The organism is Sphingobacterium paludis, assembly GCF_004364125.1.
In the GTDB taxonomy this organism is placed as follows: Bacteria; Bacteroidota; Bacteroidia; order Sphingobacteriales; family Sphingobacteriaceae; genus Sphingobacterium; species Sphingobacterium paludis.
This window is the reverse complement of record NZ_SNZV01000009.1, coordinates 1-22,287: the sequence shown is the minus strand read 5'-3', so window position 1 is coordinate 22,287 and position 22,287 is coordinate 1. Positions and strand designations below refer to the sequence as shown.

The 22,287-nt window shown below is 45.3% G+C and carries 16 protein-coding genes; 9 read left to right on the top strand and 7 right to left on the bottom strand.

What is annotated here, in order from left to right; all coding sequences use genetic code 11:
• Positions 1 to 9: 9 nt before the first annotated feature.
• Both nirD and nirB read right to left on the bottom strand, forming a co-directional pair.
• Entirely contained in the window at positions 10 to 381 is a 372-nt protein-coding gene (gene nirD, locus B0I21_RS16555) for a nitrite reductase small subunit NirD (RefSeq protein ID WP_133641597.1), read from the bottom strand.
• 24 nt (positions 382 to 405) lie between these two features.
• Positions 406 to 2,925 carry a nitrite reductase large subunit NirB gene (nirB, locus tag B0I21_RS16550; protein ID WP_133641596.1) on the bottom strand — a complete coding sequence of 840 codons (2,520 nt, stop codon included), beginning with the start codon at positions 2,923 to 2,925 and terminating at the stop codon, positions 406 to 408.
• A gap of 202 nt (positions 2,926 to 3,127) precedes the next feature.
• On the opposite strand from nirB, the gene cobA reads away from it, so the two are divergent.
• A complete protein-coding gene (cobA, locus tag B0I21_RS16545) occupies positions 3,128 to 3,886 on the top strand; it encodes a uroporphyrinogen-III C-methyltransferase (protein ID WP_133641595.1) in 759 nt (252 codons plus the stop codon).
• Positions 3,887 to 4,520: 634 nt separating this feature from the next.
• Here the strand turns inward: cobA and B0I21_RS16540 are convergent.
• The 3 genes from B0I21_RS16540 to B0I21_RS16530 all read right to left on the bottom strand — a co-directional run bounded on the left by B0I21_RS16540 (position 4,521) and on the right by B0I21_RS16530 (position 9,352).
• Positions 4,521 to 5,336 (bottom strand): ZIP family metal transporter, encoded by an 816-nt coding sequence (locus tag B0I21_RS16540; RefSeq protein WP_133641594.1) that lies wholly within the window; start codon positions 5,334 to 5,336, stop codon positions 4,521 to 4,523.
• A gap of 121 nt (positions 5,337 to 5,457) precedes the next feature.
• The gene (locus B0I21_RS16535; protein ID WP_133641593.1) at positions 5,458 to 6,243 is read right to left on the bottom strand and encodes a response regulator transcription factor; all 786 of its coding nucleotides are present in this window, start codon (positions 6,241 to 6,243) and stop codon (positions 5,458 to 5,460) included.
• Positions 6,236 to 9,352, bottom strand: a complete 3,117-nt coding sequence (locus B0I21_RS16530) for a ligand-binding sensor domain-containing protein (RefSeq protein WP_133641592.1) — start codon at positions 9,350 to 9,352, stop codon at positions 6,236 to 6,238. Before B0I21_RS16530 ends, B0I21_RS16535 begins: the two co-directional genes overlap by 8 nt.
• 96 nt (positions 9,353 to 9,448) lie before the next feature.
• On the opposite strand from B0I21_RS16530, the gene B0I21_RS16525 reads away from it, so the two are divergent.
• The 5 genes from B0I21_RS16525 to B0I21_RS16505 all read left to right on the top strand — a co-directional run bounded on the left by B0I21_RS16525 (position 9,449) and on the right by B0I21_RS16505 (position 16,752).
• Positions 9,449 to 10,567 (top strand): family 43 glycosylhydrolase, encoded by a 1,119-nt coding sequence (locus B0I21_RS16525; RefSeq protein WP_243836190.1) that lies wholly within the window; start codon positions 9,449 to 9,451, stop codon positions 10,565 to 10,567.
• Between the two features lie 51 nt (positions 10,568 to 10,618).
• The gene (locus B0I21_RS16520) at positions 10,619 to 11,683 is read left to right on the top strand and encodes a glycoside hydrolase family 43 protein (RefSeq protein WP_243836189.1); all 1,065 of its coding nucleotides are present in this window, start codon (positions 10,619 to 10,621) and stop codon (positions 11,681 to 11,683) included.
• Positions 11,684 to 11,770: 87 nt separating this feature from the next.
• Positions 11,771 to 13,375, top strand: coding sequence for a sulfatase (locus B0I21_RS16515; protein WP_243836187.1), 1,605 nt, complete (start codon positions 11,771 to 11,773; stop codon positions 13,373 to 13,375).
• Between the two features lie 3 nt (positions 13,376 to 13,378).
• On the top strand, positions 13,379 to 15,250 hold the full coding sequence (locus B0I21_RS16510) for a glycoside hydrolase family 2 protein (protein WP_243836186.1): 1,872 nt from the start codon (positions 13,379 to 13,381) through the stop codon (positions 15,248 to 15,250).
• 245 nt (positions 15,251 to 15,495) lie between these two features.
• Positions 15,496 to 16,752 carry a chloride channel protein gene (locus B0I21_RS16505; protein ID WP_133641590.1) on the top strand — a complete coding sequence of 419 codons (1,257 nt, stop codon included), beginning with the start codon at positions 15,496 to 15,498 and terminating at the stop codon, positions 16,750 to 16,752.
• A 261-nt stretch (positions 16,753 to 17,013) separates the two neighbouring features.
• Here the strand turns inward: B0I21_RS16505 and B0I21_RS16500 are convergent, their stop codons facing one another.
• Both B0I21_RS16500 and B0I21_RS16495 read right to left on the bottom strand, forming a co-directional pair.
• Positions 17,014 to 17,733 (bottom strand): 3-ketoacyl-ACP reductase, encoded by a 720-nt coding sequence (locus B0I21_RS16500; RefSeq protein WP_208292373.1) that lies wholly within the window; start codon positions 17,731 to 17,733, stop codon positions 17,014 to 17,016.
• A 42-nt stretch (positions 17,734 to 17,775) separates the two neighbouring features.
• Positions 17,776 to 19,170 (bottom strand): MFS transporter, encoded by a 1,395-nt coding sequence (locus tag B0I21_RS16495; protein ID WP_133641589.1) that lies wholly within the window; start codon positions 19,168 to 19,170, stop codon positions 17,776 to 17,778.
• Between the two features lie 123 nt (positions 19,171 to 19,293).
• Here B0I21_RS16495 and B0I21_RS16490 point away from each other — a divergent pair, with 123 nt between their 5' ends.
• From B0I21_RS16490 to B0I21_RS16480, 3 genes are all read left to right on the top strand, one after another.
• Complete coding sequence (locus B0I21_RS16490) at positions 19,294 to 19,782, top strand: Lrp/AsnC family transcriptional regulator (protein ID WP_243836185.1); 489 nt, start codon at positions 19,294 to 19,296, stop codon at positions 19,780 to 19,782.
• Positions 19,783 to 19,853: 71 nt separating this feature from the next.
• On the top strand, positions 19,854 to 20,501 hold the full coding sequence (locus B0I21_RS16485) for a FadR/GntR family transcriptional regulator (protein ID WP_133641588.1): 648 nt from the start codon (positions 19,854 to 19,856) through the stop codon (positions 20,499 to 20,501).
• 17 nt (positions 20,502 to 20,518) lie between these two features.
• Positions 20,519 to 21,730 carry an MFS transporter gene (locus B0I21_RS16480; protein WP_133641587.1) on the top strand — a complete coding sequence of 404 codons (1,212 nt, stop codon included), beginning with the start codon at positions 20,519 to 20,521 and terminating at the stop codon, positions 21,728 to 21,730.
• The last annotated feature ends 557 nt before the right edge of the window (positions 21,731 to 22,287 follow it).

The following is a 22,287-nucleotide window of genomic DNA, read 5'->3' as shown; positions in this document are numbered from 1 at the left end:
GTGAGATGTTTATTGCATGTCCAGTGTCGGGGTTTCACGTGTCAGAGCGATGTACACGCGACCATTTTCAACTTTCACTGGATAGGTTTCGATGGCACATTCATCGCCTGAAAGGCATTCTCCCGTATCCAGTGCGAACGTTTTTTTATGAAATGGACAAGCGACTTTTGGCGTGTCGCCAAGTGATCCGAGCATGCCACGGCTTAAAATCATTTGCCTTTTATGTGGGCATTCGTTTTGCGTCGCATACCACTCGTTGCGCCTGGTGAAGTAGAACAGCGCAATTTGTTTGTCTTGCAGTTTGAGGCATACCCCTCCGTTTTCGATAGCATCTTCGGTGCGACATGCTTCAAGCCAGTTTGTGTTAACCAAGGTTTCCATATGTGTTTAATTTTAGCGGTTTTACTAAAGTACGGGGGTATTCCAATCTGCTGCCTTTTTCTGGCCTCGGAAATCGTCGAAACGCACGTTGCTATCTTTCTCGTCCGGAGCATTGACAAAGTGTACAAATCGCTTTCGGATGTTTGGATCTTCCACCGCAACTTTCCATTCACATTGATAGGCACTAACAAGTTTCTGCATGTCCTGTTCCCACGTGGTAGCCATGTTCAGGCTGTCGTTTACCACAACATTTCGTAGGTAGTCGATGCCTCCGTCCATTTTATTAAGCCAGGTCGCTGTGCGTGTCAGCGGGTCTGCAGTACGGATGTAAAACATCAGGAAACGATCGATATAGCGAATACAAGTCTCGCTGTCAATGTCACTGGCGAGTAAAAGAGCGTGTTGCGGTTTGCTGCCCCCGTTGCCACATACGTAAAGATTCCAGCCCTTTTCCGTAGCGATAATGCCAAAATCTTTGCTCTGTGCTTCCGCACATTCGCGTATGCAGCCGCTTACCGCTGATTTAAATTTGTGTGGTGCCCGGATGCCGCGGTAGCGCTCCTCAATCTGAATAGCAAATGAAACGCTGTCATGCAGTCCAAAGCGACACCAGGTGCTGCCTACGCAGCTTTTTACCGTGCGCAAGGCTTTCCCATAAGCATGTCCACTTTCAAAGCCAGCCGCAATAAGCTCTTCCCAAATGTTTGGCAAATCGTTAATGTGGGCGCCAAACATGTCAATACGCTGTCCTCCCGTGATCTTCGTGTATAGCCCATATTTTTTAGCTACCTGACCGATGACGATCAGTTTGTCGGGAAGGATTTCGCCGCCTGGAATGCGTGGTACGACCGAGTAGGTGCCTCCTTTTTGAATATTGGCGAGATAACGGTCGTTGCTGTCCTGTGCGACATCATTTCCTTTGCGCAGAATCATCTCATTCCATAAACTGGCTAAAAGCGAGGATACCAAAGGCTTGCACGTCTCACACCCATGGCCCCTTCCCAATGTATCGATGACCTCATCATAGCTCTTAAGCTCGTGTATTTTTATTAAATCATAAAGTTCTTGCCTGCTGAGGTCAAAATGCTCGCAAACGGTATTGCGAACATATTTTCCCTGTTGTTTCATGCTAAAGGTTACCAAATCCTTGATCATCGGCACACAGCCGCCGCAGCCCGATCCTGCTTTTGTGCATTGCTTTACCGCGTCCGCGTTCTCACAGTTCTGCAACGTCACGGCATCGCATATCTGTGCTTTGCTGATTCCCTCACAACTGCATATTAATGCGCTGTCAGGCAACGCGGCAATGCCGTTTGATATTGATTTTTCGCTGTTTTTCTTTTCCTCGAAAAGGAGCTCCGCCGGATTTTCCGGTAGCGGAAGGTTGTTATTAACGGTTTGTAAAAGCATGTTGTATGCTGCCGCCTCGCCAACCAAAATGCCTCCTAACAAACGCTGGCCGTCTGGGCTCACGTTTAGCCTTTTGTATATGCCGTTATGGCTGTCTTCAAAAACTATGGGGAGCGCATAAGGGGCATCGATAAATGGATCCCCAAAGCTTGCCACGTCAACCCCGAGTAGTTTAAGTTTTGTGCTCATGTCAAAGCCGGAAAACGATTTTTCGACACCTAGTAGATGGGATGCCGCTATTTCGGCCATCTCATAGCCCGGTGCCACAAGTCCATATATCATATCGTGTGCAAGAGCACATTCGCCTATAGCGTAAATGTCGGGGATCGAGGTCTGCATCTGTGCATTTACCATAATTCCGCCGCGTGGGCCTACGGCGAGGCCAATCTTTTTAGCAAGCTCATCCCGAGGGCGTATGCCAGCTGAAATGATCAACAGGTCTGTTTCCAAGATGCTGCCGTCAGCAAAAGCAATCTCTTCAATCTTTTCCTCGCCGCGGATCGCTATAGCCGATTTTTGAAGAAGGCATTTCAAGCCCAGTTCCATAAGTTTTGCTTCCAGGACGCGGCTCGCGGCATCGTCAATTTGGCGAGGCATCAAGCGCGCAGCAAATTCAACGATGGACGTGTCTGCCATGCCTAAATCCAGTAAGGCCTTGGCAGCCTCCAGCCCTAAAAGTCCACCACCCATAACCGTGCCCTTGCTTGCCGTTGCAGCGTAAGCTTGAATAAGATCAAGATCTTCGATAGTGCGGTAAAGGAAAACGCCAATCTTGTTTACACCTGGGATAGGGGGAACGAAAGCTTCAGATCCGGTGGCAAGGATTAAAAAATCGTATGAACGATGGATGCCGTGAAGAGAGGATACCTCGCGTAAAATGGTGTTGACGTCGACGATCGGGTCATTCAGATGTAATTCGATCTCATTTTCTTCATACCACACCTTTTCTTTTAAAAAAAGGTCTTCCACGGCATTGGTTTTGAAGTAATCTGTTAGATGAACCCTATCATAAGCACGAATTGGCTCCTCGGAAAACATAACAATGGAGAGGTTTTCGGATTTCGAGCGTAGTTTTTCGCAAATCTTGTTGCCAACCATGCCGTTTCCAATTATGATGACTGTTTTCTTTTTCATACCGGTAGAATTTCGTGGTTAAAATCCATATTCTAAATTTTATTATGCTAATCTATCAAATTTAAAGTTATAAAATCGATAAAAACATGATATTTGTAATATTTTTTTATTCAAAATTTGTTTTTATTGAATTTTTATATGACTTGTGCCATATATTTTGATAAATTTGAATACGTTTAAAGTTTAAAAATGACAGTTTAGTATGATTGATGCACAAAACAAGTTATTCATAGTCGGATCTGGGCCTGGAGATCCAGAATTACTAACGATAAAAGCCTATAAGGCTATAAAAAATGCTCAAGTGATCTTATTTGATAATTTAATCAATGATGATTTGCTGCATTTGGCACCAAAAGAATGCATAACCTGTTATGTAGGTAAAAAACCCTATGGCGAATACGTAGGTCAGGAAAATATAAACGAGCTGATCGTCTCTTTTTGCAGTAAATTCCAACGAGTAGTCCGGTTAAAGGGAGGCGATCCCTATATTTTTGGACGAGGTTTTGAAGAATGGTTGACTGCGCGTGCCTATGGCATCGATGTGGAGTATATTCCGGGTATAAGCAGTATGCAGGGAGCCGGCATGAACGCAATACCGTTAACCCATCGCGATGTTAGCGAAGGAGTTTGGGCCATGACGGGCATGAAGCGTGACGGTAGCTTTGCCACAGATCTTTCCTTAGCTGTGCGTAGTAAATCAACGGTCGTCATTTATATGGGCATGCGGAAATTGCATGAGATAGCGCGTGCATACGTATTATATGGAAAAGGCGATATGCCGGTAGCTGTAATACAAAACGCCTCCCTTCCGCAGCAAAGGGTGGTGCAGGGCGCCATTCGGGATTTGGCAAAGATATGTGAACAGGATAATGTTTGCCATCCTGCCATCATTGTGATTGGCGAAGTTGTCAATATGCGCTATGCACAAGGGATTACCGCTGTTCAGCAATATGTGATCTAGGCGCCGTCTGTAAGGCAAAGATTGGCAAAAGGTTGATATATTTTGTTTTCAAAAAGTATTGAAAAATAAAATTTTAAGTGTATATTTGCTCGATTTATTCACGGTTTGTAGAGATTTGTTGTTTACCTCGTTGCTAAGCCTCAAGCAGAAAGCAGCAAGGGAAGTTCTAGGGGAGGGAGCTGTAGTCGTGAAGTAAACTCGCCTTTAAATCGTGCAGTATGTTAAATAAAGTAGTTAAATCCATTTACGCCGTTCCCGCAACTCTCAAATTGTTTTGGTTAGTGTTAGCGCTTTTATTCGTCGTGTTTTTTCAATTGTATCATTTGGTTTAACAGGCATCGTAAGCGAGCCAGATCTTTGAAAGGGTAGGGACAATCTTTTTCGTCAATTTGACCTATTAGATTTTAATACAAGAAATGGAAACAGGTGCAAATGATGTTTGAGGGGGTGTTTTGCTTAATTTTTGTTAAAAGGTGTTAAAAGCTAGTTTACAAAACACTATTTCCAACGTTGCGGCGTTTTAAGAATAACAATAGAGTAATTTTTTTCATAAATTAGGTTAGTTAGTAATTGGTTAGTAAAAAAATCCTGAAGTACCCAACTTCAGGATTTTTTTATGCGTGTTTGTAGATAGTTAGCCCAAAACCACATCCAAAGTCATCATCACGATAAAGCCACCAATAAAGCCAATCGTGGCTAAATCAGAATCTTTGTTTTGCTGTGCCTCCGGTATAACTTCCTCTACCACGACAAATATCATGGCGCCGGCAGCAAAAGCCAGTGCGTAAGGCAAAATAGGCGTGAAAAACCCCACTGCTAGTGCACCAAGCACGGCGGCCATAGGCTCTACAATGGCCGAAAGCTGACCGTAATAAAAGCTTTTGCGGCGCGATATGCCCATGCCACGCAGCGGCATAGAAACAGCGATACCTTCCGGAAAATTTTGTAGACCAATGCCTAGGGCTAGGGCCACAGCACCGCCGATACTGGCATCAGGAATGCCAGCGGCCACAGCGCCAAACAAAACGCCTACAGCCAGTCCTTCGGGGATGTTGTGTAAGGTAATGGCCAAGACCAAAAGTGTCGTTTTCTGCCACGGAGATTTTACACCCTCGACCTGCTTGAAATTAACATGGAGGTGGGGCAGCAGTTTATCCAACGCAAATAGAAAACCCGCGCCCATGAGGAAACCCACAATGCTAGGCAAAACTTGGGCGAAGCCTTCACCATCACTCATATCAATGGCAGGTATTAATAAACTCCAGATGCTGGCCGCGACCATAACGCCGCCGGTAAACCCCAGCATGGCATCCAGAAAATTGCGGTTCATGGTTTTGAAGAAAAATACAAATGAGGCACCCAATGCGGTAACCAACCATGTAAAAATGGAGGCATATAATGCCGCTAAAACCGGGTTTATTTCGGAGAAATACGTTACGATTGCGTCCATAGAAGCTGTTGTTCAATATGATTCCACAAAAGTAATAAGTTCAAGCAGATCATCTCTATTTTCCACAAGTTTTCGCAATACCTTTCACCATGAAAAGGTGAGGTTGTATCCTGCAACGCATTTATGAATGTTGTTTGCGCTGCTCACTCCATTCCTTCGGGCTAATACCGAACTGCTTTTGGAAGTTTCGAATAAAATGAGACGAGGAACTAAAGCCCACCATGCTGGAGATCTCATAGACCTTGTAGTTGCCGTCATTTAAAAATTCTGCCGCTTTCCTCAGCCGCGTCATATTGATAAGCTCATTGGGCGATAGATCGGAAAGCGCTTTAATTTTTCGGTAGAGCGTAGGTCTGCTCATGTTCATTTGATCAGCAAGTAAGTCCACACAGAGGGTTTGCTCGGCCATGTTGTCCACGATCAATACATTCAGTTTTTCGAGAAAAATACGATCGGATTTATTGAGCGCCGTGCTTTGCATAGGGCTGCTGGGCGAGTGGTTGTAGTGTGCCCGTACATGTTGCCTGTTGCGCAGCAAGCTCGCGATTTGTGCCTGAAGAAAAGTAGGCGAAAAAGGCTTTTCGATATAGGCATCTGCACCATATTCCAAACCTTCAATTTTAGATTGCAGGCTGTTTTTCGCCGTGAGCATGATAAAAGGAATATGGCTAAAATGAATATTTTCTTTCAAGCGTGTGCAAAATTCATAACCGTTTACTTTGGGCATCATGATGTCGCTAACGATAAGATCCACGGCGTGCATGTCGATACAATGCAATGCCTGTTCGCCATCCAATGCTTTGAGCACATGGTAATGGTCGCTCAAATCATCTGCGATGAAGTCAAGAATTTCTTGATGGTCATCCGCTACCAAGATGGTGGGTTTGAGTACATTCGCATTAATCATAGGTTCCTTGTATTGGGATCTTCAGTACGAATATATTTAAATTTTCCGAGTTATCTAAATAAAAAAGTTTGCCTCCATGCAGCTCTGCAAAGGAGTATGCCAAGGCTAGCCCGAGTCCCGAGCCCTCGATTTGGTAATGCTCTGTGGATCGATGAAAAGGCTTAAATATGGTTTCAATTTCAGCAGATGATAGTAACCTGCCATCATTTTTCACGGTAAAATAAAAGTCCTTTTCCTCCGCAGGCATGGACAGTTCAGCGATCACGCGTTCATCAGCATATTTCACGGCATTTGTAAGCAAGTTATCCAGAATTTTAACCATAATTTCGATATCAACCAACGCCTCAACATTTACTGCACAGTGATAGGTCAAGGAAAGGTGATACTGCGTGAAAACGGGCTGGAATTCTTGCAGTCGTTCGCTGACCAGCTGATTGATGTTATGCCGTTCGAGCTGAAGATTATGGGCGCTGCTTTCGATCTTTCGAAAATCCAACAGCTGATTGGTGAGGTTAACCAATTTTTCGGTGTTGTGTCGCATCGTTTGCAACAACTTAGCCGTTTTGTTATCCACCCCTTCGTTCAGCATAATCCTTTCCAAGGGTGCTTTTATTAAGGTTAGCGGCGTTTTGATTTCGTGCGCTATGCGAGCAAAAAAATCCATCTTGGTTTTGAAAAGTGCACGTTCACGATGTGACTTGATAATCTCTAGTCGGCGCCGGTTCTTCTCCTTGATTTTTGTGTCGTAAGACCGGACGATAAGATAGATGGCACCTGCACCGAGGATCACATACAGCAACAAGGCAAAAGTAGTTGCCCAAAAGGGCGGAGCGATGTGTATGCGGAGGCTTTTTAATGCGGAAACTTGTTGGCCGTTTGCATCTACAGCTTTCACCTTGAATACGTAATCGCCCGGCGGTAGTTTGGTGAAATGTGCCGTGCGCGCGTTTCGAAGGAGCGTCCAATCGCGATCAAACCCCTCCAGCATATACATGTATGACATGGAATGCGCAGAAACAAAGTTGAATGCAGCGAAGTCGATGCTGATCGTGGATTCATCGTAATCCAAGGAAAGATCTTGCAGGTAGCTTACAGACCGGTCGATACGTGGGCGCGATTGTCCCACCGTAATTTCCTGTTGAAGCGATCGGATACGGGTGATAAACAAAGGGCTACGTTGTTCCGCAACAGCAGTATGCTGTATAGAGTCCGGATGAAATTGAATAAAACCCGATGAAGAACCAAAGTAAAGCGTGCCCAGGTGGTCTTTAAACGTCGAGTTGTAATTGAATTGTAAGTCCAACAGTCCAGATTCTTTATCATAGATATGCAATCCAAAATCAGGTAGTTGCATGCGAACCAGCCCGCGCGTCGTTGATATCCATAGGTTGCGATGCTGATCTTCCTGCATAGCAAGTATCAGATTGCTGGGCAGGCCGTCCGCCTTTGTGAATCTTCGTAGAAAGCGGCCATCTTGCGTCCACATCGCCAACCCATTCTCTGTGGCGATCCAAATTTGGTTGAAGCTATCCTGAAATATACGATTTACCCGGTTGCTGTTTAAGCTTGTAGCATCATCTTTGTGATGAAGAAACACCCTGGTGCGCCCCGTTTTATAATTAATATAGTACAGGCCATCCCGCCACGTAGCTAACCAGATGTTTTCCGAACTATCTTCAAAAATCGATGTATAAAAAATATAGTTGGGCGCTTCCTTGATTGTGATAAAGGTATCTTCACCCGGTATAAACTCACAAAGGCCGCGTGCGGTAGCAAGCAATATCCGCCCCTTTTTGGTGCGGTAAATTTGGTAGATAAAGTTGTTGCTTAAGCCCGTGCTATTCTGGGTGTTGAAGTGCTTAAGTATTTTCTCGGTCCGTACATCGATCACATCAAGCCCACTATCAAACGTCCCCACCAATAAACTATCTCCGGCAAGCGCCAATCCGTGTACGTTACTGTGCGAAAGGCCATTTGCTGGCGTAAATCCACGAAAAACACCACGCCGCTTATCCCAGGCGTAGAGTCCATTATCTTCGGTCCCGATCCAGATTTTTCCCTGCTGATCTTGCGTAATCTCGCGCACAGCATGCCCCTGTATGGAACTCGCCGAGAGGCGGGGAAAGACTTTTTGAAAGCTGTTGTGCGCCGAATGGTGGTAGTTCAAGCCGCCGAAAAAAGTGCCAATCCATAATCCGTGTTGCTGATCTCTGCAAATGCTGTACACCGCGTTGTCAGACAAGCTCCACGGATTATCGCTCTCATGTCTTAACAGCGTTCGCTGTTTCGTCGCCCGATTATATACAATAACCCCACTTTCAGTAGCAATCCAAAACGTGGCTGCATCAGTCTGCTGTATATCGCGAACGAATAGTGGCGATCCATCCAGCGAAGGCAGTTCGTGGTCGATTGTTTTGCGTAGGGGATCTAGCCTATACAAACCCTGTTTGGAGGTCGCAATCCAGCATTGTTGTTGATCGTCGAAATAAATCTTTTGTATCCACTGCGCTGCATCGGGCGTTTTCGGTAATGCAAATGATTTTCCGGTAGTTAAATTTTTGACGGATTGGCTACTGCCAACCCACACGTCGCCATATCTATCTATTCCGAAAGCTGATACAACCTGTTCCCGGATGGATGTGTGCTGCTTTAATTGCCCGTTGATGGGGCTGAAAGAAAATAGCTGATTGTTGGAAATAAACCAGATGTTACCCAATATATCTTCCGCCAGTTGCAAAATTTCACCATGCTCCTCGGCGGTAAAAGCTGAAAAAATTTCCAGATGCGGGTTGTATATAAAGATCCCCTGATCTGTTCCTACCCAGATATTGTTGCTTTTGTCAACAAGGAGGCTGTGAATAAAGTTACTCCCCAGCCCATTGTTGCTATCTGTATCGCTGTAGAATTGTTTAAACGAGTAACCGTCAAAACGGTTTAACCCATCTTTGGTGCCAAACCAAAGGAAGCCGTTCTTATCCTGCACGCTGCATAAAATCGCATTGTTTGAGATTCCTTCATCCACGCCGAAATGGTTAAAGTAATAGCTTTGCGGACGCCCGACTGATACTGTCAGCAGAAAACAAATGAATACGAATAGAGCTTTGTGCATCAATAGATCTAGGTTATGCGTTATTTTGAGACAAATTAGTGATTAATTGAAATAAATAAGCAATTCATTCCGAAAATGATTTTACAAATTTGAGAGATGAAAAGCATGCCATCTTTCGTTGCTAACAGAAAATTATGGAACCTGCACTACTGGCTTTGCCTCAGTTTAGCGATTCTTTTGGCCTCGATCCATTCGCCTTGTTTGGCAACGAGACGCTCCGCCATGACGCTTGGAAATGACACGATTCTCCAGTATACAAACCCCGTTTTTGAACCGATCCTCGCCGATCCAACGGTTATTCGCGATCCTAAAACAGGTCTTTTTTATGCCTATGGTACGCAAGATGACTGGGGAGATGGCCAAGGAAGCCGCTTGATGCCTATTTTGCGATCCGCAAATTTGATAAACTGGGAATATGTGGGCAATGTGTTCCAAGAGAAACCGAATTGGAAAAAAGGCGGCGGACTCTGGGCGCCGGATATTAACTTGGTGAATGGTCAGTATTATCTATACTATTCTTTCTCGCTATGGGGCGATCCTAACCCCGGGATAGGCTTAGCGATAGCCGAAAAAGCCGATGGCCCCTTCGTTGACCAAGGAAAGCTTTTTAGCTCGAAGGATATAGACGTGCCTAACTCTATCGACCCGTCGCTATATCAAGAGGAGGGTAGCAAACACCTGATCTGGGGAAGCTTCGGAAATGGGCCGAATCAAGGGATTCATATGATAACGCTTGATCAGGCAGGCAAGCGTATCGCTGAAGGGGTAAAGAAAATAAAGCTGGCCGCCGGTGATTGGGAAGCAGCGATGCTGCATAAGCGTGATGGCTACTACTATTTCTTTGGATCCAAAGGCAGCTGTTGCGACGGAGCCAATAGTCAATATCGGGTGCTAGTCGCACGATCGAAAAACGTACTCGGGCCTTATCTAGATCGAGCTGGCAAAGCCATCACGGAGCGCGGTACAGGGACGCTATTGCTGCAGGGCAACGAGATGTTTGCCGGCCCCGGACATCATGCCAAAATAATCACAGACGATGGAGGGAAAGATTGGTTGCTGTACCACGGAATACGTAAAGATAACCCCAAAGTACGTACAGGTGCATCCCGGCGAACATTAATGTTGGACGCGCTCGTTTGGGAAAACGGCTGGCCAAAGATGCAGGACAATGCGCCCAGTACGCAACAACATATAGGACCAACATTCAAAAACTAAATCATGAGGTACAAATTTATTTTAACTTTTATTTGCGTAATATATTGTGGCATGATAGCGTGCGCACAGCAAGTGAAAACAAATAATCCATTGGATATTCCGCTGGGTGATCCCTACATATTATATGATAAGCCTTCGGATCAATACTACCTGTATGGAACAGGAGGTACGGAAAATGGGTTCGTTGTCTACACATCAAAAGACTTGAATGCATGGGCAAAGCATGGTGTAATCTACTCGTCTAAGCAAGCGACTGCTTGGGGCACAAAAGACTTTTGGGCGCCAGAGGTTTATGCTTACCATGGAAAATATTACCTGTTTTACAGCGCACACTGGAAAGATAACCCGAATAATGAACTGGAAAATTACCGTATTGGAGTTGCTGTGTCCGATAAACCGACAGGTCCTTTTGAAGATATGACGGGTAGCCCGCTATTTGATCCGGGATACCCTATCATTGATGCCAATGTCTATTTTGCCGAAGACGGAAAGCGGTACCTGTATTATTCCCGTTGCTGTTACAAACATCCCGTGCAATCCGAGATTGCCAAATGGGCAAAAGATAAAGGTATGTATAATGAAATCGAAGAGAGCTGGGTATACGGTATAGAACTGGCTGCCGATTTTTCAGGGGTTGTTGGAGAGCCAAGACTACTGCTCAGGCCGCCCGTCAAAAAAAATGATCAGCAAGCAGAGTGGGAGAGCCGCTCCGTTACCTCTGGCGAGGTAAACAGACGCTGGACAGAGGGCTCCTACCTATTCAAGCACAACGATCTGTATTACATGATGTACTCGGCTAATCATTTTGCCGGGGAAAACTATGCAGTAGGTTATGCGACGGCAAAGCATCCCTTAGGACCTTTTAAAAAGTCTGCCTTCAACCCTATTTTACAGAAAAACACCGATAAAGGAGGTGTGGTGTCCGGGACAGGACATAACAGCGTGCTGATCACAAAAAATGGCGAGCGTTTATGTGTGTACCACGGCCGTACCACAAAAACCGGTGATCAACGGTTAGTATTTATAGATCCGCTGACGATCACGAAAGATGGCCAATTGCAAGTAAAAGGGCCGACAGTGGGCACAGTGGGGAAAAGCGGACCAAAGAAAAAATAACTTTTTCTACGTATTGAAAAACGCGTCCTCGTGCTCGCAGCGAGCACCGCACAAATGAACGAGCAAAAGAAATTACGTAAGCCGTGTATGATCGTGAAACAAAGAAAATTAAGTAATAGGCGTGTTGTCAGCGCAGGCATGGCTTTGCTACTGTGTATTGGCTTATTGTATGGATGGGTAACACAAGCTGTTGCTGCAGTTGTCCAAAAGAACGTCACCGCAAAAACAGGCGAACCGATAGCAGAGTCTAACGCAAACAGTGGTAAGCAGAAACCATATAATGTCTTGTTTATATTGGTTGACGATTTGCGACCCGCGCTTGGGGTCTATGGCGATCAGGTTGCACAATCGCCCGAGATTGATGCGTTTGCAAGAAATGCCTATGTATTTGAGCGTGCCTACAGCAATCAGGCGGTATGCGTGGCTTCTCGCTATAATTTACTACTGGGCGCGCGGTCAACCTCCACGGGACTTTACGATTTTGGGCGGGCTTTCCGAGAATTTTATCCGGAGGCTACTACGATGCCCGAGCACTTCAAAAATAAAGGCTACTACACGGCAGCCATAGGAAAGGTGTTTCACGTGGGGCACAACACCTATAATGATAAACAATCGTGGACTGTGCCGCACGAGCATGATTTAGTGGTAGAGTATGCGGATAAGTCGAAAAAAGGGCAAACGCGAGAGGAAGCGCTATTCGGGAATGTGCCTTGGGGCGAGGCAAATAAACTCGCTAAAGGGGCTGCCTGGGAATGCTTGGATGTTTCCGACGAAACCTATGCTGATGGCCGCGTGGCCAAGCTTGCCGCAGCGCGTCTCGCACAGCTCAAGCAGCAAGACCAACCTTTTTTCTTGGCGGTCGGCTTCGCACGACCGCACTTACCCTTTTCCGTGCCCAAAAAGTATTGGGATAAGTATCATCTAGATCAACTGCCGGTACCTAAGCAACAATCAAATCCGATAGGGTCATTAGCTTATGCAAACAAGCGCGATGGGGAAATCGTGCAGTACCAAGGTATTCCGACAGCTGCTGAGACTGACCCCTTTCCAGATAGCTTGACGCGTAAGCTTATTCATGGATATTACGCCGGGGTGAGTTACGTGGATGCGCAGATTGGCAAGGTACTGGCGCAGCTCAAAGAAACGGGCTTGGATAAAAATACCATCGTCGTGCTATGGGGAGACCATGGATATCTATTGGGTGAAATGGGCATGTGGACAAAACATGTAAACCATGAATTAGCCAACAGAATTCCTCTTATCATCCACATCCCCGGACAGACAACTCCCCAAAAAACGAAGCAGCTTATAGAAACCGTAGACATTTACCCCACACTGGCCGAATGGTGTGGCATTCCTGTGCATGCTACCCAACAACCTATGGATGGCAAAAGCTTTGTCCCTTTTTTGAAAAACACCGCAATAAAAACAAAGGACTATGTGTATCATTGTTTTCCGCGGGATGGCAAGCTGGGGCGAGCCATTCGCGACGAACGGTATAGGCTTATCGCTTGGCAGCCTTTTCAACAAGGTGCTCCTGTTGCCTACGAGCTGTATGACTATGAGCAGGGACTTGTGGAAACGGAAAATATCTGGAAGCCTGATCACCCTGCCTTTCTTAAGCTGAAAGCTGCTTTGGATCGCGAACCTTTTCCTGCCCCATTCCGACCTGAAAGTAAAGCAATAAAATAATATATGAAGAGAACACAAAATATGATGATGAAAAAGACAATGGCGATAGCCTGCGTATTGGCTACCTCCCTTTCCGTAAGCTTCGCACAACAGTGGAAGCCTGCGGGCGACAAAATTTTAACGCCCTGGGGCGAAAAACTCGATGCGGCAAAGCCACATCCGGAATACCCTAGGCCGCAACTAAAACGTAGCGGAAATTGGCAGAATTTAAACGGTCTTTGGAAGTACAAGATCACGACCAAAGACGAGAAAAATATCCCGACATCGTGGGATGGCGATATCCTCGTACCATTTGCGGTGGAATCAGCGTTGTCTGGCGTAGGAAAAAGCGTGAACAAAGATCAGGCACTGTGGTACCACAATGACATTAACCTGGACAAGAAGGTTCAAAAGGGAAAAGTTCTCCTGCATTTTGGAGCGGTGGATTGGCAATGCGATGTATATGTGAATGGAAAGCATGTAGGGCAGCATGAAGGTGGCTTCGATCCATTTTCTTTCGATGTAACGGCAGCTTTAAAAAAGGGCGCAAAGCAGCAAGTTAGCATACGCGTATGGGATCCAACTAGCGATGGCCCGCAGCCGCGCGGAAAGCAGATCAATAATCCACATGGTATTTGGTATACACCGGTAACCGGTATATGGCAGACCGTGTGGTTGGAAGCGGTGCCGCAAACCTATATTGTTAATACGAAACAAACGCCAGATGTGGATGCATCATCATTGACCGTATCGGCCAACTTGGAAGGTGCGCAAGCAGGCGACATGCTTTTGGTGGAAGCACATGACCAAGGGAAAAAAGTCGCCGAAAGCTCGGTCGCAGCCGGAACGGAAGCACAACTGAAGATTGCTAACCCACAGCTTTGGAGCCCTGATAGCCCGAAATTGTATGATCTGAAAGTGAAAGTCGTTCGCAAAGGAAAAGTCGTTGACGAAGCAGATAGCTACTTTGCTATGCGTAAAATAACGGTGAAGAAAGATGCGAAAGGCATACAACGGATGTTCTTGAACGATAAGTTTCTGTTTCATTACGGACCATTGGATCAAGGCTGGTGGCCAGATGGTTTGCATACGGCCCCTTCGGACGAAGCATTGAAATTTGATGTGGTGAAAACCAAAGAAATGGGATTCAATATGATCCGTAAGCACATCAAAGTAGAGCCTGCGCGTTGGTATAGACATTGCGACAGCTTGGGGATCATGGTATGGCAGGATATGCCCAGTGGGGATCTTGGTGGAAACGTATGGGATATGCAGCCCGGCAAGATTTCCAACGGACAGCATGATAAGGATCGTACTGCAGCATCGGAAGCCATTTACAAGAAGGAGTGGAAAAGCATTATGGATGTATTGCACAACTTTCCGAGTATAGTGATATGGGTGCCTTTTAATGAAGCGTGGGGTCAATTTAAAACCAAGGAAATTACAGAGTGGACCATGAAGTATGATCCTTCACGCCTTGTCAATAGTGCCAGCGGCGGAAATTTTTCGTTTACAGGACCTATAGTCGATATCCATAATTATCCGGATGCAGCAATGCCAGATCCAAATATCTTCGGAGAGAAATTTGTGTTAGTTTTGGGTGAATTTGGAGGGTTGGGCTTGCCCGTAGAAGGGCACACCTGGCAGCAGAAAGATAATTGGGGTTATCAATCATTCAAAAATAAAGAAGAGCTTCAGCGTCGTTACGAAGAGGTTATCCATAACGTATCCAGTTTGATTCCGCTCGGTCTTTCGGCTGCCGTGTACACGCAAACCACAGATGTGGAAGTGGAAACCAATGGATTGATGACCTATGACCGTAAAGTGATTAAGATACCGGAGGCTAGCCTAAAAGAAATACACCGTAAGTTGTATAATGTTGATGTAACCAAGTAGTTTTAGCAGAATCGGGGTTGTCTTTATGTTTTTTCAAGCAAACATACCAGGCAGCCCCTTTTTCTTTTCTTGGTTTCTGCTAATAGCCATCGAGAGCTGCCTATTTTGGGAAGCTAATACTCTTCAAAACAAGTTCAAAATTTGCTCGCTTTGTGGCAACAATGTAAAATGCTTGTGTCAAAGGAAAGCCTACTTCGCTATTGGTCTCATTTGTTCCTACATTTGCGTCGCAAATTCAGTTCATTATGCGACAGAAAGTTCTTATTTATAGTTATTTCAAGCTCATTATAGCGGCTGCGGCAGTGGCGGCACTTTGTTGTGTGCTTGCCTTTTCCTTAAAACATCTCACCGAACACGTACAGTATTTTATTTTTAATCAGGCGCAACGCACGAGCGCCTATCTGTTTGTTATTCTTCCTTCTATCGGGATCACTGCGATCTATTTTTTGCGCAAATATGCCTTCCATAATAGGAAAAATAAAGGCATTAAAGAGATCTATACGACCTTAGAAACGCGCAAAGACCATTTACCATTTTTTAAAGTAACATCACATTATGTCAATGGCTTTTTGACAGTGGCATTTGGCGGTTCTACCGGTATTGAGGTGTCTACCGTTGTATCTACAGCCACGATAGGAAACCAAGTGTACAAGCGTCGATTTATGCCTTTAGCTTTTAAAAGGGAGCTGGTTTGCGCCGGAGTGGCTGCTGGCGTTACTGTACTATTTGGAAGTGCTTTCGGCGGCTGGTTATTTGCCGTAGAAGTCATTGCAAAGAAATTTCAAAAAACAGTAATTCTTAGTTGCACGGTTGCCGCATCAGTAGCCTTTCTTTTCATACAGAATTTCGAGCCAGGCTTTTTAATCAGTATGCCCGCCATGGAATGGCAGTGGAAAGCATTGCCTTTTATGTTCGTACTCGGAATGCTGGCCGGGCTTCTAGCCAGCTATTTCACGCAAATTGTTATTTATTGCAAGAAATGGTTTAGTCATATCGAAAGTAATTTTTTACGTGTACATATTGGTGCATTGACGGTGGGCGTATTGATCTTAGCTTTTCCAGGTTTATATGGAGATAGTTACCATGGCTTAGCGAATATTTTATCAACTTATAGTAGTGCCGATGCGGTAAAAGCAGTGCCGTATACGCTTGCACTGCTGGTGCTTTTCAAGCCGCTTGCCGCTTCGCTGACGCTAGGGGTCGGTGGAGACGGGGGCGTCTTCGCACCAAGCATCGTGGCAGGTGCTTTTTTGGGAATCCTCTTTGCACATATCAGCAATACCTATTTTGACACCTCATTTTTAATCATAAATTTCGCATTGATAGGTGCTGCGGCGACACTGGCAGCAGCTATACATGGCCCTTTTACCGCGGTATTTTTGTTATGTAGCGCTGCCCCTAATGGCTACCAATTGATATTGCCTTTATCCATAGGCGCGTTCTCCGCCTACCTGTTAGCGAAGAAAATCTGTGCCTATAATGTGTACTCTTATCAGGGATAGATTTCGGCGACAACAAGGTTGAATGTGAGGAAGAAGCCGTCGGAAAACGACATGGATGACAAAAGGCTTCATCGCGAGCAAGCATAACGCGGCGATCTCCATGTTTACGAACGAAAAGGTATCTTCATCGTTTTACGTAAGAGCAAAGGTGTTTGCAGCTCGCCTTTAAACAAAGATTTAGGTAGGTTGTGCGTAAAGACAAGCAGCCAATACAGACATCTTGGGATATTTATATTGGCTGCTCATGGTATTTGTTAAACACTAAGGGTTTGTTGAAAATATAGACGCATTAGCGATCAACGCACGCTTGTTGAATTTTAAGATGTCTACAATTAGCTCGGCAAAATCCTCCGGTTGCAATACTTTATCCGGATTTCCATCAGTAATCTTTAGGTCAGTCATCGCCATATCAGTCGCAATCGTGCTCGGCGTGAGCGTCGTTACCCGGATATTCTCCTTCCGCATTTCATACATCAGCGATTCTGAAAAGCCAATTACTGCAGATTTCGACGCGCTGTAGGCGGATGAGTTGGCGCTACCTTTTAACCCGGCTGTGGAGGCTATGTTGATAATATCACCACTACCTTGTGCCTTCATAATCGGTATAATCGCTTTCGCTACGTAATAAACACCCAATACATTCACCTGAATAATTTCCTCCCACGTGCTGCTCGGCATTTCTTCCACCGTTCCGAACGATGCGATACCCGCATTGTTAATTAAGATATCTATCTGGGGGAAAATGCTGTGTATGTTGTGAATTCCAGCTTCTACTTCCGCTTGGTTACCCACGTTTAGGGTGGCGTATGTGGCCTTGATACCCAGCGCGGTCAACTCTGCAACGGTATCTTCAAGTTGCTTTTCGTTGCGGCCACTGATCGCTATATTCACGCCTTCTTTAGCCAGGGCAATGGCGGTAGCCTTGCCAAGTCCGCGACCGCCTCCGGTGATAAAGGCGGTTTTTCCGTTTAAATTCATCATGATGATTTTGTTTTGATACAAAAATAAAGATATCGCTGCGGATTATGCCTCTACGGTTTTTAAACTTTTTGTCAATTTGCGCTTATCCGCATAGGTCAAGTAGGCTAGAAGGGTCAACCCGAAAAGCGAATACCCTATCAGCACAACAAGGCTAGTTGGGCCCACGGCAAATCCGGATACGTCCGGTTGTCCTAAGAAGGAAACTAGGGACAAGCCAATACCAGCACCTAGAAAATACGACGTGCTCGTTAAGCTAGCAGCAACGCCGTAATGCTCCTGCGGTACATTTTTTACACCCAACACGGATAAACTGGTGAAGCATATGGTCATGCCAATGCCGGAAATGCAGGCCGCTCCGCTCAACACTAAAACTAAAGGGTGGTCGAGGTAAACAGATGCCAGCAGTAGCGCCAATCCGCTAAACATGCACAGCATGCCTAGGATCCCCAACTTGGCAGGACGCAATAACCTGCTTAAAGTTGGAATGGCGAACTTTGCAATCATGGCCGATAATATACTGAACGGAACCAACATCAAGCCCGACGTAGCGGCACTATAGCCCATGTCATTTTGTAACATCAGCGATATCAGAAAAAGAAAACCGATAAAGATGGCGCCCAGCATAAAGAAGGCAAGGTTCGAGATAACCAATGAACGGTTTCGAAAAATCCCAGGCGCAATAAGCGGATCGTCGAGCGTAAGGAGTCTTTTAATCAGTAAGGAGATCAACAGAAAGCTGGCAAGGAAACAGCCCGTAATCAGGTAGGGCCGCTCGTTAAAATGCGCCATATCATGGATGCCGAAGGTTAAGAATAACAGACCTAGAATTAACAGTACAGCAGAAGGGATGTCGTTTCCACGATGTTGTGGAGCAGCAGTCGCTTTGGGGAAATAGCGCAGGGCAAAGAATAGGGTGATAGCCAAGATAGGGACGTTGATCAAAAATACCCAGTGCCAGCTCCAATATGTACTGATCAAGCCACCGACGGAAAGCCCGCTGCCCGATCCTATCGCTGCAAAAGAGCTGAAAATACCGATAGCACGGCTTCGTTCTTGTGGCTCTGTAAACGTTTGGGTCACAATAGACAATGATGCAGGCATCAGCAGCGCTGCGCCGAGCCCCTGTAGCGCGCGAGAGATGGCCAAGATCGTGAAGTCCGGAGCCAGCCCAGCACTCAACGAGGTTAGTAAGAAGAGCAACCCGCCACTAATGAACATCGTTTTTTTACCGATTTGATCTGAAAGCTTGCCACCAATAATTAAAAATCCACCGAAAAATAAAACGTACAGCGTTTGCAACCACTGTACCGTATCATAGCTCATGTTAAACTGCTGTTGGATAGCGGGGATAGTGAGATTAATTATGGCGATATCAAGTGCCTCGACAAAAGTGCCAACCGATGCCAAAAGGAGGATAATCTGCTTCTTATTGTTCATACAACTATTTTGATGCAAAAGTAATTTAACAATACATACGTTTTGTTTTCTAAATTAATTTTGGAACATTTGTTCTATTTTAACGTTTTTATTGTTATTTTGTTCTTTTGGCGACCCGATTCTATGAACAAAAAAGAACAGATTAAAAGTGCCACCTTTATTCCAGATAATAAAGATCTCCAAATATTACGTTTGTTGCAGGCAGATGCAAAGCTGAGTGTTCGCGATATTGCACTAAAAATACATTTAAGTCCCACACCCACACATGAACGGATCAAGCGTTTGGAGCAGCAGGGCATCATTAAAGAATACATCGCTGTGCTCGATAAAAAAGCAATAGATCGTGGCTTGGTGGTGTTGTGCATGGTTGCGTTAAGTGTTCATAATAAAAAAACGGCAGGTAAGTTTATTGAGGCTGTGAAGTTGCTCCCAGAAGTTGTTGAGTTCTATAATATCAGCGGGGATTTTGATTTTATGCTCAAGATCGTTTCTTCAAGCATGGACAGTTTTCACGAGTTTTTCGTCGATCGTCTGTCCGAGATAGATGGTATTGGCCAAACCAAAAGTATTTTCGTCATGAATACCATAAAAGAGTCTCACCAAATTTTATAAGCTTTTTTATCAATGAACATGTAAAAAAGTATATCTTTGCAAATCATCATATCATCAGATGAATTTGTAACATGATAAAAAGAACTTCATTGGCGGAAGAGGTTTCCGAACGGATCAAAGCTAAAATTAAGACAGGAGAGTATGGCTTAGGCAGTCGTTTGCCGACTGAGCCAGCCCTGATGCAAGTTTTCGGCGTAGGGCGATCGAGCGTACGCGAGGCTATTCGCATGCTGGCAAATCTGGGTTATCTCGATGTGCAGCAGGGGGTGGGCACCTTTGTTGCTGGTAGCGATGGAAATGAGGCATTAGGTGAGGTCTTTGAGAAAGCCCCTTTAGCGGATCTGCTGGAAGTCCGACAGTTATTGGAAATTCGGATTGCGGAAAAGGCCGCTGAAAACCGAAGTACGAAAGACCTGGGACGTATGGCTGCAGCGCTTAAAAAAAGGAAGATAGAAGCTGATGCCGGAGCATTAGAGACCTGTATTGAAGCCGATATCGCCTTTCATCAAGCAATAGCTGACGCCTGCGGTAACCCCATACTGATGGAACTTTATGGCACCTCCTCAAAGCATGTGGCCATCGCTTTTAAGCAAATCTATGCCAATACAACCGTGTTTGTAAGCACCCAAGTCTCGCACGAGCGCCTGTTTTTAGCCATAGAACAACGAGATGCGGCTCAGGCACGATCGCTACTGAACGAAATTATTGAATCGGTTTAATGAAGACCATGAAAACCATGAAAACAACCATAAACACCAGTACGTCGCCTATTGTAAAAGGCACGGTATACAGTATTTTATTTGCCATCAGCTTTGGACATTTGCTTAACGACCTGATGCAGTCGGTTATTCCCGCCGTATATCCGATGCTAAAACAACAGTTTAATCTTACATTTACACAAATTGGATTGATTACACTGGTTTTCCAGCTTTCGGCTTCTATACTGCAGCCCTTCGTTGGCAATTATACCGACCGTAAACCAAATCCGCAATCCTTGGCTATCGGCATGGGCTTTACGCTGTTAGGATTGCTATCATTGTCAATAGCTGACCAATTTGCGTTTTTGTTATCGTCCGTAGCCTTAATCGGGATAGGTTCCTCCGTTTTTCATCCCGAAGCTTCTCGTGTGGCCCAACTTGCTTCTGGCGGTAAGAAGGGTTTAGCACAGTCTATTTTTCAGGTAGGGGGCAATGCCGGCAGTGCAATCGGTCCGCTAATGGCCGCATTAATTGTAATTCCGCATGGGCAAGGGCATATCCGTTGGTTCGCGGCGTTTGCCATAGGTGGAATGATATTGCTCTCTTTTGTTGGACGTTGGTACAAGGACAATATTGCGGAACGGAAAAGGCGCCCTGCGCCAGTGCAACAATCTGTTTACGCTCCCGGATTAACCAAAGGTAGGGTGCTAACTTCTATTGTGATTTTACTCGTGCTTATCTTTTCCAAATATTTCTATATGGCATCGATGAGTAGCTATTTTACGTTTTATTTGATCGATAAATTTAAGATTGGCATTCAAGAGTCTCAGTTTTATCTGTTTGCATTTATGGCTGCTGTAGCCTTGGGAACGATAGTCGGTGGGCCACTGGGTGATCGCTATGGGCGCAAAGTGATTATTTGGGTTTCTATATTAGGTGCTGCTCCTTTTACGTTGTTGTTGCCTCATGTCGGGCTCGTACTGACCGTCGCCTTAGCGATGATTATTGGCGTCATTATTTCATCGGCGTTTTCGGCGATATTAGTGTATGCGACAGATTTGGTTCCTGGTAAAGTAGGTACCATTGCCGGTCTGTTTTTTGGGTTTGCATTCGGCATGGGTGGCGTTGGGTCGGCCTTGCTGGGTTATGTAGCCGATCATACCAGCATCAATTATGTCTTTCAAATTTGTGCTTATCTGCCGTTGATTGGCATTGTCACCGGGTTTCTTCCTAATGTGAAAGGTAAGTAAGGAGACCTTTAGTTCGATAAAAATATCCCACAGATCCCCAGTGCCTTGCGGTGTTTTGGCAAGAAATAAGCGGGGATTGTTTGCAGGGATCGTGCCAAAGTTCTATCTTTGCACCACTCCGCAAGGGAGGGACGATTGAAAAGCGAACACGTGGAGATGGAAAAGCCTGTATACAAGGGGGCGTTCCGCCGGTTTTTGCCCTTTGGGGCAGCGAAAAAAAAGTTCAACTTTATTTTGCGGATCCGGAAAAATCTTCTACCTTTGCAGTCCCAACGAAACGGAGGGAAACGAAAAAAGATAGTTCGGGCAGCGATGCCACGATATATAGGATGCCAAAGCGCGACGCGGCGGCGATAACAGTTCTTTAAGAGATATGATCATGTAGCGTAACGAGTAGTCGGAAGATGAAAGTTATACAATAACAAACAAATCAACCTGTCAGTTCGGAACGTAAGATACAACAAAACGATTCTGATTATTTATTGATAAATAGTCGGGAGTCGAACAATTCATTTTTACAATGGAGAGTTTGATCCTGGCTCAGGATGAACGCTAGC

What these genes read in the sequence shown, in the direction of transcription:
- nirD (WP_133641597.1), bottom strand. Translation starts at nt 381, where the DNA reads ATGGAAACCTTGGTTAACACAAACTGGCTTGAAGCATGTCGCACCGAA.
- nirB (WP_133641596.1), bottom strand. Translation starts at nt 2,925, where the DNA reads ATGAAAAAGAAAACAGTCATCATAATTGGAAACGGCATGGTTGGCAAC.
- cobA (WP_133641595.1), top strand. Translation starts at nt 3,128, where the DNA reads ATGATTGATGCACAAAACAAGTTATTCATAGTCGGATCTGGGCCTGGA.
- B0I21_RS16540 (WP_133641594.1), bottom strand. Translation starts at nt 5,336, where the DNA reads ATGGACGCAATCGTAACGTATTTCTCCGAAATAAACCCGGTTTTAGCG.
- B0I21_RS16535 (WP_133641593.1), bottom strand. Translation starts at nt 6,243, where the DNA reads ATGATTAATGCGAATGTACTCAAACCCACCATCTTGGTAGCGGATGAC.
- B0I21_RS16530 (WP_133641592.1), bottom strand. Translation starts at nt 9,352, where the DNA reads ATGCACAAAGCTCTATTCGTATTCATTTGTTTTCTGCTGACAGTATCA.
- B0I21_RS16525 (WP_243836190.1), top strand. Translation starts at nt 9,449, where the DNA reads ATGAAAAGCATGCCATCTTTCGTTGCTAACAGAAAATTATGGAACCTG.
- B0I21_RS16520 (WP_243836189.1), top strand. Translation starts at nt 10,619, where the DNA reads ATGATAGCGTGCGCACAGCAAGTGAAAACAAATAATCCATTGGATATT.
- B0I21_RS16515 (WP_243836187.1), top strand. Translation starts at nt 11,771, where the DNA reads ATGATCGTGAAACAAAGAAAATTAAGTAATAGGCGTGTTGTCAGCGCA.
- B0I21_RS16510 (WP_243836186.1), top strand. Translation starts at nt 13,379, where the DNA reads ATGAAGAGAACACAAAATATGATGATGAAAAAGACAATGGCGATAGCC.
- B0I21_RS16505 (WP_133641590.1), top strand. Translation starts at nt 15,496, where the DNA reads ATGCGACAGAAAGTTCTTATTTATAGTTATTTCAAGCTCATTATAGCG.
- B0I21_RS16500 (WP_208292373.1), bottom strand. Translation starts at nt 17,733, where the DNA reads ATGATGAATTTAAACGGAAAAACCGCCTTTATCACCGGAGGCGGTCGC.
- B0I21_RS16495 (WP_133641589.1), bottom strand. Translation starts at nt 19,170, where the DNA reads ATGAACAATAAGAAGCAGATTATCCTCCTTTTGGCATCGGTTGGCACT.
- B0I21_RS16490 (WP_243836185.1), top strand. Translation starts at nt 19,294, where the DNA reads ATGAACAAAAAAGAACAGATTAAAAGTGCCACCTTTATTCCAGATAAT.
- B0I21_RS16485 (WP_133641588.1), top strand. Translation starts at nt 19,854, where the DNA reads ATGATAAAAAGAACTTCATTGGCGGAAGAGGTTTCCGAACGGATCAAA.
- B0I21_RS16480 (WP_133641587.1), top strand. Translation starts at nt 20,519, where the DNA reads ATGAAAACAACCATAAACACCAGTACGTCGCCTATTGTAAAAGGCACG.